This window comes from Aliiglaciecola aliphaticivorans (assembly GCF_054782055.1).
The window spans coordinates 23930-35235 of record NZ_BAAGTF010000006.1 but is presented as its reverse complement, the minus strand read 5'-3'; the positions used below and the strand labels follow the sequence as shown (position 1 = coordinate 35235).

Genomic DNA, 11306 nt, shown 5'->3' with positions numbered 1-11306 from the left:
ACTAGATTAGAGTAATTACACTGTCACTGTGACCGCAGCGAAACTAAAAACTTTATAAAAAGAAACTGTGTTAAGAAGGACACTCTATGAAACACACACACTCACAATCTAGCGCTCAAAAAAGAAAGTTGCTTAAACTTTCAACTCTAGCATCAGCAGTCGCATTGTCTTGTTTATCTGGACAAGTTACTGCACAAGAAGAATCCAAAGGTGGTTTAGAAAGAATTGAAGTTACTGCGCGTAAAACCGTAGAAAGTCTACAAGAAGTTCCAGTTTCGCTTACCTCTATAGGTGCTGTTGAGTTAATGGAAAAAGGGATGTCGGTCATGACTGAAATCCAACAGCAGTCGCCAAACACCACATTACAAGTTAGTCGCGGAACGAACTCAACGTTAACCGCTTTTATTCGCGGCGTAGGGCAGCAAGACCCGGTTTGGGGATTTGAACCCGGTGTTGGTGTATACATCGATGATGTTTATATTTCTAGACCACAAGGTGCCGTTTTAGATCTGTTCGACTTGGAACGAGTCGAAGTGCTGCGTGGCCCTCAGGGCACCTTGTACGGAAAGAACACTATTGGTGGTGCAATTAAGTATGTCACCAAAAAAATGTCCGGTGAAACAGAGTTGTCAGTGAATGCAACTCTAGGTAGCTACTCCCAAAGAGACTTAAAAGTGTCTGGGCAAATTCCTATTACTGATGATCTCTTTTTTGGGTTTGCTGTTGCCAGCCTAAATCGTGATGGTTTTGGAGAATTTTTAGTCGCTCCTGAAGGGCAAGATACTGAAAACTATAATAAAGATGTACAAGCTGCACGATTTACTTTGGAGTATCAGGCTACAGAAGATGTGTTTGTTCGCTTCAATTATGACAAAACTAAAGATGAGTCAAATGCGAAAGGGGGGTATCGATTATCCGATAGTATTTTAACGGATGCCCCGCAACCTGATAGTGTCTATGATTCTTATTCAAGTCTACCTACATGGAACAAAGTTGAAACCGAAGGCATGAGCCTAACGGTCGAGTGGGATATTAACGATAGCTGGGCATTTAAATCAGTCACGGCAAGTCGTGAGGGTGATTCACCTACTAATATCGATTTTGATAGTACGCCACTAGGTATTTTTGATACACCAGCTACCTATACCGATGAACAGATTTCACAAGAGTTCCAACTAAATTACGTGGGTGACGGCGTCACATTTGTGTCAGGTGCCTATTACTACGATGCTGAGGCTTGTGGTATCTACGATGCCTATTTAATGGCTTTTGGTATTTCCATTGAGCAAAGCGGTTGTACAGATACAAAGAGTTTAGCTCTGTATGGGCAAGTGTCTTATGACATTACTGACAAACTTTCGACGACTGTGGGTCTGCGTTATACAAAAGATGAAAAACACGGCGTAGTTGAAGCGGGAACGCGGCTCGGTCAAGCTTATCCTAACTCTGGTTGGGTAGATGGTTATGTAAGACCTGATTATGCACCCAATGTGGTGATCGATGACACCGAAACTTGGTCGCGCTTAACCCCAAGGTTAGGACTGGAGTATGCATTAACCGACTCAACTATGTTTTTCGGAAGTTATTCCCAGGGCTTCAAATCTGGAATGTATAATCCTCGAGCCACATTCTTTCAACCTGCTGCCGCCCCCGAGATCGTTGATTCTTATGAAATTGGTATGAAAAGCGATGTGACCGATTCATTTAGACTCAATGCAACACTGTTTAGGTTGGATTACACCGACAGACAATACGTTGTAAATGTCCCTTCTGATGACTTGGCTGAACCTACCCAGCGAATTGCTAACGTGGGAGAGTCAGATGCTAAAGGTCTTGAAATTGAACTGGTTTATATTGCTTCAGAAGGGCTTACTTTCACCAGTGCTTTAGGAACAATTGACGCGGAATTTACCGAAGTATTCTCTGTAGATGCTGCAGGTAACCCTGTTGATTTGTCAGATAATTTTGTAATTTCAAATACGCCTGATTTTACCTTCAATGCAGGCGTTAAATATGAATTTACCACCGATATGGGCGATTTTGTTTTCAATGGTAATTATTACTATCGTGATGATTATGAGTTATTCGAATCGCCTGATGAATTATTACGTCAAGAAGGTTATGGGTTAGTAAACCTTAGCTTAAATTGGTACAGCGATGATGGCCAATGGACAGCGGGATTACATGCCAAAAACCTAGGAGATGAAGAATATCGAGTAGGTGGTTACAACTTTACTGGTGGCCGAAATGCTGACGGTGATTTGTTACCCGGATTAGGTGGCGATACTACTTTGATCGGTTACTACGGTGATCCACGCACTATTCACCTTACAGTAGGCTATACTTTCTAATAGCACCTTGTGCTGTTCCCATGGGGGCGACCTAGTCGCCCTTTTTTTATGCTGTTACCGTTAATATAACTTGAGCTTGGCAGCAACCTTTCATATGCTGCCAACCATTGTAGTCGTAATTAATCATTTAATATGTCAGTTAAAGCTCTTATCGCAGATGATCACCCATTATTTCGCATTGCTCTCAAACAGGCAGTGAGTGCGCTATTAGATGATGACATCACCGAAACCTCGACTTTACAAGAAACCTTATCAGCACTAAATCATGATCCAGAAATTGAGTTGGTGTTTCTAGATTTGAATATGCCAGGTAATGATGGTCTATTTGGATTGAGCCAAATTCGATTGCTTCATCCAGATGTTTTAGTGGTGATAGTGTCTGGTGAGGAGAAACCATTAATTATTCAAAAAGCGATTAATTTAGGTGCCAGCGGCTTTATCCCAAAGTCCAGTTCATTGTCTGCCATAGCCAATGCCATAGAACAAGTTTTGGATGGACTACAGTGGTTACCTGAACATTTGGTAGCCCAAGTAGAAGCGAAGTTACCTGAAGAAGAGTCTGAATTTGCTAAGAATTTGGAACAACTGACGCCTCAACAATTTGTCGTGCTTAAAATGATGGCTGATGGTTTGTTAAACAAACAAATCGCTTACGAGCTAGGCATTAAGGAAACGACTATTAAACAGCATGGTTCTGCCATACTTAAAAAGCTGAAACTAAATAATCGCACACAAGCTGGCGTACTATTTAAACAGTTGATGAATCAAGTCTAATGTGAACACGGGCTAGCTAGGGTTAATATCTAACAAGCAATATGAATTACCAAGAGTTTAATCAATTTTGTGGCGCATTATTAGCAACGACTTATGTCATGCAGTGGGGCAATTCACATGTATGGAAAGTTGGCGGTAAAGTCTTTGCTATTGGTGGTTGGAGCAAGGATAAACAACCTGCTTTTACCTTTAAAACTTCGGAACAAAATTACCATTTTTTATGTGAACGACCAGGCTATATTCCAGCACCGTACTTCGCCAGTAGAGGAATGAAATGGATACAGCAAGTTGACTCTCAAGGGCGAAATAACGAAGAGTTGGCGTATTACCTTAAGGCGTCATATGGGTTAGTCATTCAAGGCCTCTCCAAAGCCAAACAAAAATCCCTTGGTTTACAGCAGTCTGTTGGTAATTAAATTTCATCAGCCTGTTGCAAACCTGTTCTTCTAACCAGCCTTCTAGTTAAGTTTTAGTCCACTTAATCTTTCGCAACATCCGTTTTAGCGCGGCACTTTTAAGGGGTTTAGGAAGAAACAGTAGGTCGGCAGTTTGTGCATTTTCACGCATATTATCACTACGATCAGATGAATTAAGTATGCCTGGAATGGGATAAGGTAAGTTGTTTCTAAGATTTTTAGCGATGTCTAGTCCGGTTAAATGATGATCCAAATGATAGTCTAATAGCATTAAATCGATGTGGTTGTTTTTGTCTAAGCTTTCAACATCTTCCAAGTTTTCGACCGTTACTACCATTGCTTCCCAGCTTTCTAGTAATTGCACGACCGCCTCTTGTGTTTGCAGATCGTTTTCCGCTAAAAGCACGGTTTTACCATGTAAAATCTCGGTTTTGATTGGCATTGCGCCGACGCTTTTAACTTGGCTTCTGGTACGTTTACCTAAGGGGAGTGAAACCGAAAAGTTACTGCCTTTACCAATCTTCGATTGCAACTGAATTGGATGATTGAGCAGAGATGAAAGGCGGTCTACTATTGTAAGTCCTAATCCCAATCCTTGTTGAACATTCGTTTTGTCTAACTGTTTAAACTCTTCAAAAATATGGTCTTGATCTGCTGTCGATATGCCAGGTCCAGTGTCTAAAACGCAGACTTTCACATGTTGTTTGTTGCGCCGACAACCCATGACAATTTTACCTGATTGGGTATAGCGTATTGCGTTCGATAATAAGTTTTGAACAATACGCTTTAGCAGCTTTTTATCAGACACGACCACCACACTGCTGGGCACATAGTTTAAGTTCAGGTTTTTCCGTTGTGCGATTAAATTAAAGTCATTAAATAAAGGGGATAAAATGTCATCTATCGGAAATTCTTGAATATGAGACTCCAGCACACCCGATTCCAACTTTGTCATATCTAACAGCAAAGAAAGCAACTCTTCTGCGTTATTGATGGAGTCATTTAAGGATTGACCTAACTGTTTAATTTCAGGTTCGTTGGATTTCTGCAGTATCAACTCAGCAAACAAACTTGCCGCGTTGAAAGGTTGCATTAGGTCATGTCCGGCTGCCGCTAAAAACTTGGTTTTACTCTCATTAGCTCTTTCAGCGAGAAGCTTTGCTTTAGTTAATGCTTGGTTTGAATGTTTAAGCTCTTCTGTACGCAAGTCTACGCGTTTTTCTAACTGCGATTTAGCTTGCTCTAATTGTTGTTGAATTTCCATGTACTCAGAAATATCGCTGTAGGTGGTCACAAAACCGCCACCGGGGAGAGGACCGCCATTGAGTTCTATTACCTGACCATTCGGTTGCTTGCGCACATATTTGTAGATGCTGCCTTGTTTAATATACTCTATCCGTTTGTCTATCTCTTGCTGCGGGTTATCTACGCTTCCAAACAGCCCTCGTTGGGCATTAAACGCCAGAATTTTTCGCATAGAGATACCAGCATGGATATACCCCTCAGGGTAGTCGAACATTTCAATGTAGCGTTGATTCCAAGCTATTAATTTTAGGTCTGGGTCGATAACACTGATTCCCTGTTGAATGTGCTCAACACTGGATTGCAAAATTTCGTGATTAAATTGAAAAGTTTGCGCTGCTTCCTCCATCCATTCAACTAATTCAGTTAGCGGGACCTCGTCTTTTTCTGCAATTGCCGAAATTAAAATTCGTGAACTTGCGCCACCTATTTTTGCAGCCAACATGCTTTCAACGGATTCAACTATACTCATACTGGCAAAACTATTTGAGCCAGCATTACCGAGTTTATTTTTAAGGCCGTTAATTTCATCCTGGCTAAGCACATTTTGTGTGAGAGCAAGTAATTTAGAGAGCTTAATTGGATGTTTCTGAGGACGGTTAGTTTGAATATGATTTTGTTGGTTTGCAGGACTGGAAGGACTGAACCAAGCGATGATCCCAAAACATATTCCATTAGCTAATAAACTGAATATAAACCCCCGACCCAACTCTAAATCTGTAGGCGTTGCGTCAAAATAATAACTTGAAGTAATACTGGGCCAAAGTAACCAATAAAACCAACCTGCTGAACCTACCAGCAATCCAATATATGCTGCTAATTTATTTGATTTTTGCCAATACAGGCTAAGGAGCATCATGGGAAATGTTTGCGCCAATAATGCCATAGCAATAATACCGCTATTCACAAGGGGTGAGCCTGAACTGACGTCTTTGTGATAAAAGTAGGAAACAGCTAATACTGACGCTATGGTGAGTCGTCGAATAAACAGTATGATGGAAGGGCTTAAATTGTTTTGTTTTTGATTGATTAATTTGAACTTAACCCAAACCGGAGTAATGAGGTTGTTAGAGATCATTATTCCTACCGCCAACGTTGCTACTACCACCATACTAGTCGCTGCTGCTAAGCCACCAATAAAACTGACTAAGGTTGTCATGCCATTATTTGCGTTCAGGGGGAGTGCTAGGGCATAGATATCTGTAGAAATGTCTTGTTTATCAAATATTATGTGACCAGCTAAGCCGATGGGCAGTACGAACAACCCCATGCCTGCTAAGAAAAGAGGAAACAACCACCTAGCTGTATGCAGTTCCGTTTTAGATTTGTACTCGACGAAGTTAACATGGAATTGCCTTGGCAGACAAAACATCGCACATATCCCCAAAAAAACATGGCTTAGGTAAACCCATCCCCCAGAATCCGTCTGCAAAACTTGTTGTGCTTTAGAAGATAACTGCGCTTTACCCATTAAATCAAATACACCGTTAAATAAACCATAACAAACGAAAATACCAACGAAACAGAGAGCGATGAGTTTTAGCGCTGAAGCAAAGGCGACGGTTATCATTAAACCAGGTTTTTTATCGGTTAGATCAAATGAGCGGGCACCAAGAAATATTGCCAGCACTGCAAGAACGATGGCTACATACAACCCCATGCTAGTTGATGACTCATTCGTCAACAGTGCTAAGCTATCTACGACTGAGTCGAGTTGCAAAGCCACATAAGGCACCACGCCTATAAAACACAGTAAAGAAACAGTCGCGGCAAGCAGATTCGCACTGTTGTATTGCACACCAATAAAATCGGCAAGTGAACTAATGTTATTCCGTTGGCATATTTCTGCTATTTTCTTTAACGCACCAAAACCCAAAAGCATCACCATGATAATGCCCATGTAAGTGGGTACAAAAGCCCATCCATACTGAGTCGCTTGCGTTGTTGTGCCGAAAAACGCCCAAGATGAACAATGAACGCCTAGCGCTAAACTATAAATTATCGGGTGTTGCCGCCCTTGTCGTAAGTATTTATCACCTAAGTAGCCAACTAGGAACAGCGTGATTAAATATACAAAAATGACAGTAGACATGGAAACAAGGGAAAACATTGGCTGATTCTTATCCTTTTTAAGGGGCTATTTATTGAAATATAATTATTTTTTTAAGCCAAACTCACTATAAAACCGATTGCTTTTAATTCCAATTGGAAATGTTTTTTCTATTTCATTAAAAAAACTGGGGTCTTTACCCTTGAAGCCGTTTAAACAAACCCCATTTATATCGCAACTCGAAATTAATCCGATTAAGTTTAGTGAAAAAGGCGATGGAGTAAGGCATGAGCAAAGAGCAACAGCCAACAGATAATAATCAACAGGAACAACCTGAATTCAATCAAGCAGAACAAGCTGAGGTTGATCAAGCGGCTGAAAATGCCGGTGCCGGAGATTCCGAACAAACAATTGCAAAGTTACAAGAAGCATTAGCTAAAGCTGAAGCGACGGTGAATGAGCAGAGAGATTCGGTTTTGCGAGCCAAAGCTGAAATGGAAAATGCTCGTCGTCGTGCAGAGGCCGAAGTGGAAAAAGCTCGTAAGTTTGCATTGGAGCGTTTTGCTGGAGAGCTTTTGCCAGTGGCGGATAATTTGGAAAGAGCGATTCAATTAGCTGATCCTGACAATGAATCCCTCAAACCTATGATGGAAGGGGTAGACATTACCCTTAAGTCTTTTGTCAGCACAGTCGAAAAATTCGGTTTGAAAGTGATTGATCCGCAAGGTGAACCCTTCAACCCAGAGTTGCATCAGGCAATGTCGATGCAAGAAAACGCAGAGTTGCCACCGAATACGGTGATGGCAGTGATGCAAAAAGGCTATGAAATTAATGGCAGGTTGTTACGTCCTGCAATGGTAATGGTTTCTAGAGCCGCTGAAGGTGGCGTAGACATCGAAGCATAAGAGTTTTTGTGGAGATTTTTTTACATTTAATGTTGAAAAAAATCAAAATAACCCCACAAATACTAAGACTTAGTTTTAATAATTTTTTATGGAGACACGCTAATGGGTAAGATCATTGGTATCGACTTAGGTACAACAAATTCATGTGTCGCAGTTTTAGAAGGCGACAAAGTTAAAATTTTAGAAAATGCAGAAGGTGATCGTACAACGCCATCTATAATTGCATACAGTAACGACGGTGAAACTTTGGTAGGTGCACCTGCTAAGCGTCAAGCAGTTACTAATCCACAAAACACTTTATATGCTATCAAGCGTCTTATCGGTCGTCGTTGGGAAGATAAAGAAGTGCAACGTGACATCGACATTATGCCATTTTCTATTAGCAAGGCGGATAATGGTGATGCATGGGTAGAAGTGAAGGGTGAGAAGTTGGCTCCGCCACAAATCTCAGCTGAAGTACTGAAAAAAATGAAAAAGACGGCTGAAGATTACTTGGGTGAAAAAGTCACTGAAGCGGTTATTACTGTTCCTGCCTACTTTAACGACTCACAGCGTCAAGCAACTAAAGATGCAGGTAAAATTGCTGGATTAGAAGTTAAACGTATCATCAATGAGCCAACTGCTGCAGCACTTGCTTATGGCATGGACAAGAAAAAAGGTGATAACGTCGTTGCCGTTTATGACCTTGGTGGTGGTACTTTCGATATTTCCATCATTGAGATTGATGAAGTTGAAGGCGAGCATACCTTTGAAGTACTTGCGACTAATGGTGATACACACTTAGGTGGTGAAGATTTTGATAACCGTGTAATTAATTACTTGGTTGATGAATTCAAGAAAGATCAAGGCGTTGATTTACGTAAAGATCCTCTTGCAATGCAGCGTCTTAAAGAAGCAGGTGAAAAAGCTAAAATTGAATTATCTTCTGCACAACAAACAGAAGTGAATCTACCTTACATTACCGCTGACGCTTCTGGTCCTAAGCACCTTACCATTAAAGTTACTCGTGCTAAGTTGGAATCACTTGTTGAAGATATGGTTAAGGAAACCCTTGAACCAGTGAAGAAAGCCCTTGCGGATGCAGATTTGTCAGTGAGCGATGTAAACGATATTATTTTGGTTGGTGGTCAAACACGTATGCCATTGGTACAGAAGTATGTCACTGAATTCTTCGGACAAGAACCTCGTAAAGATGTTAACCCTGATGAAGCTGTTGCTGCAGGTGCCGCGATTCAAGGTGGAGTGTTAGCCGGAGATGTAACAGATGTATTGTTACTAGACGTTACTCCTCTGTCTCTTGGTATTGAAACCATGGGCGGTGTGATGACTGCGTTGATTGAGAAAAACTCTACGATTCCTACTAAGAAATCTCAGACCTTCTCAACAGCAGAAGACAACCAGTCTGCGGTAACCGTGCACGTATTACAAGGTGAGCGTAAGCAAGCTGCGGGTAACAAATCTCTAGGTCAATTTAACCTTGAAGGTATTCGCCCTGCACAACGTGGTGCTCCTCAAATTGAAGTCACTTTCGATATTGATGCTGATGGTATTCTGCATGTATCTGCTAAAGATAAAGATACAGGTAAAGAGCAGAAAATTACTATCCAAGCTTCTTCTGGTTTGAGTGAATCTGAAGTTGAGCAAATGGTAGCTGACGCAGAAGCGAATAAAGATGCTGATGCGAAATTTGAAGAAATGGTACAAACACGTAATCAAGCTGATGCAATGATCCACGGTACCAAAAAACAAATTGAAGAAGCGGGTGACGATTTACCAGCTGAAGATAAAGCAACTATTGAAACAGCCATTGAAGCCCTTGAAACAGCTGTGAAGAGTGAAGATAAAGCAGAGATTGAAGCTAAAACTCAGGAATTGATCCAAGCTTCAGCTAAGCTGATGGAAATTGCTCAAGCTAAAGCTGCTGCTGATGGTGCCGCTGCGGGTGCAGAGCAACCTCAAGCTGAATCTGCTGAAGGCGAAGACGACGTAGTTGACGCTGAGTTTGAAGAAGTAAAAGACGATAAAAAATAAGCGTCTTAACCTGTCTATTGACAGGTGAAATATAACAATAGGCGCAGAAATGACCTTTCTGCGCCTTTTAAGTGTTATCCCCTTGTTACTTAATTTCGCGTTTAGGTGGCAAGGGGATAAGCCCGAATAATAAGGGCATCTACAGTTGCTCACGTTCAAACACACTATGTTGTGTTTGTCATCAAAAAGGATACACAAGCGATATGTCGAAGCGAGACTATTATGAAGTGCTTGGAGTTAGCAAAAGTGCTGACGAGCGCGAAATTAAAAAGGCATACAAACGCCTCGCCATGAAGTATCACCCGGATAGAACTAAGGGTGATAAAGGCATGGAAGAAAAATTTAAAGAGGTGCAAGAAGCTCACGAAATCCTAACCGATTCGCAAAAACGAGCGGCCTATGATCAATATGGTCACGCTGGCGTTGATCCTAACCGAGGCGGCGCTGGCTTTGGTGGTGGTGCTGATTTTGGTGATATTTTTGGCGATGTCTTCGGTGATATTTTCGGCGGAGGTGGTCGCGGCGGACGTCAATCACGTGCTCGTCAAGGTTCCGACTTACGATATAATTTGGAGCTGAGCTTAGAAGAAGCGGTGCGCGGAAAGAGCGTTGAAATAAAAGTACCCACCTTAGTTGCATGTGAGGTTTGTGACGGTTCTGGTGCTAAAAAAGGCACTAAACCAACTACTTGTCCAACTTGTCATGGTAATGGTCAAGTGCAAATGCGTCAGGGCTTTTTCGCTGTGCAGCAAACTTGTCCAACATGTTCAGGTCGCGGTCAAATTATTTCTGATCCCTGTCGTGAATGTCATGGCCATGGTCGAACTGAGAAAACCAAAACCTTATCAGTCAAAGTGCCTGCCGGTGTAGATACTGGCGATCGTATTCGTTTGACAGGTGAGGGGGAAGCAGGTGAAAGCAGTGCTCATCCTGGTGATTTGTATGTTCAGGTGCATGTGCGTGAACACAATATCTTTACCAGAGACGGCAATAATTTGTATTGTGAAGTGCCATTAAGTTTCACGGTTGCAGCCCTAGGTGGTGATATTGAAGTACCTACTTTGGATGGTAAAGTTAAATTAAAAATTACCCCAGAAACGCAAACTGGAAAGCTTTTCCGCTTACGTGGTAAAGGTGTTAAATCTGTGCGAAGTGGCAGCGTAGGCGATTTAATGTGTCGCGTCGTGGTCGAAACGCCAGTGAATCTCAATAGCAAACAAAAGGAATTATTACAGGAATTGAATAATTCAATGGGCAAAGGCGATGAAGCTGCAAAATACCGTCCAAAAGAGAAAGGTTTTTTCGATGGTGTGAAGAAATTTTTCGATGACTTAACCAGTTAATCTAAAAATAAGTGGTATGATTAAGACGTCATTTTTATGGCGTCTTTTTTTATACCTAAGTTTTATGCTTTAATTTAGGTAAAGGTTACGTAAAGTAAATAACTGTGTATAAGCAGACTGTGTTAAAAAATCAG

General features: G+C 41.4%; 7 protein-coding genes. 6 read left to right on the top strand and 1 reads right to left on the bottom strand.

The genetic code is table 11. The features are described from left to right. Window positions 1–86: 86 nt before the first annotated feature. The 3 genes from ACYVIL_RS03730 (at window position 87) to ACYVIL_RS03720 (ending at window position 3541) form a co-directional block, all read left to right on the top strand. A complete protein-coding gene (locus tag ACYVIL_RS03730) occupies window positions 87–2351 on the top strand; it encodes a TonB-dependent receptor (RefSeq protein ID WP_303474795.1) in 2265 nt (754 codons plus the stop codon). 132 nt (window positions 2352–2483) lie between these two features. Further along, the gene (locus ACYVIL_RS03725) at window positions 2484–3125 is read left to right on the top strand and encodes a response regulator (protein ID WP_303474794.1); all 642 of its coding nucleotides are present in this window, start codon (window positions 2484–2486) and stop codon (window positions 3123–3125) included. A 41-nt stretch (window positions 3126–3166) separates the two neighbouring features. Then, a complete protein-coding gene (locus ACYVIL_RS03720) occupies window positions 3167–3541 on the top strand; it encodes an MmcQ/YjbR family DNA-binding protein (protein WP_460311602.1) in 375 nt (124 codons plus the stop codon). A 46-nt stretch (window positions 3542–3587) separates the two neighbouring features. On the opposite strand, the gene ACYVIL_RS03715 is transcribed toward ACYVIL_RS03720, so the two are convergent. Next, window positions 3588–6953: a PAS domain-containing hybrid sensor histidine kinase/response regulator gene (locus ACYVIL_RS03715; RefSeq protein WP_460311601.1), complete on the bottom strand. Its 3366-nt coding sequence runs from the start codon at window positions 6951–6953 to the stop codon at window positions 3588–3590. 227 nt (window positions 6954–7180) lie between these two features. Between ACYVIL_RS03715 and grpE the strand changes: the two genes are divergently transcribed. The 3 genes from grpE to dnaJ all read left to right on the top strand — a co-directional run bounded on the left by grpE (window position 7181) and on the right by dnaJ (window position 11172). Continuing rightward, complete coding sequence (gene grpE / locus ACYVIL_RS03710; protein WP_460311600.1) at window positions 7181–7798, top strand: nucleotide exchange factor GrpE; 618 nt, start codon at window positions 7181–7183, stop codon at window positions 7796–7798. A gap of 102 nt (window positions 7799–7900) precedes the next feature. Next, on the top strand, window positions 7901–9829 hold the full coding sequence (gene dnaK, locus ACYVIL_RS03705; RefSeq protein WP_460311599.1) for a molecular chaperone DnaK: 1929 nt from the start codon (window positions 7901–7903) through the stop codon (window positions 9827–9829). A 203-nt stretch (window positions 9830–10032) separates the two neighbouring features. Then, entirely contained in the window at window positions 10033–11172 is a 1140-nt protein-coding gene (gene dnaJ, locus ACYVIL_RS03700) for a molecular chaperone DnaJ (protein ID WP_460311598.1), read from the top strand. Window positions 11173–11306: the final 134 nt, after the last annotated feature.

Coding starts and splice junctions, on each gene's coding strand:
- ACYVIL_RS03720 (WP_460311602.1), top strand. CDS start 3,167: ATGAATTACCAAGAGTTTAATCAATTTTGTGGCGCATTATTAGCAACG.
- ACYVIL_RS03725 (WP_303474794.1), top strand. CDS start 2,484: ATGTCAGTTAAAGCTCTTATCGCAGATGATCACCCATTATTTCGCATT.
- dnaJ (WP_460311598.1), top strand. CDS start 10,033: ATGTCGAAGCGAGACTATTATGAAGTGCTTGGAGTTAGCAAAAGTGCT.
- ACYVIL_RS03715 (WP_460311601.1), bottom strand. CDS start 6,953: ATGTTTTCCCTTGTTTCCATGTCTACTGTCATTTTTGTATATTTAATC.
- grpE (WP_460311600.1), top strand. CDS start 7,181: ATGAGCAAAGAGCAACAGCCAACAGATAATAATCAACAGGAACAACCT.
- dnaK (WP_460311599.1), top strand. CDS start 7,901: ATGGGTAAGATCATTGGTATCGACTTAGGTACAACAAATTCATGTGTC.
- ACYVIL_RS03730 (WP_303474795.1), top strand. CDS start 87: ATGAAACACACACACTCACAATCTAGCGCTCAAAAAAGAAAGTTGCTT.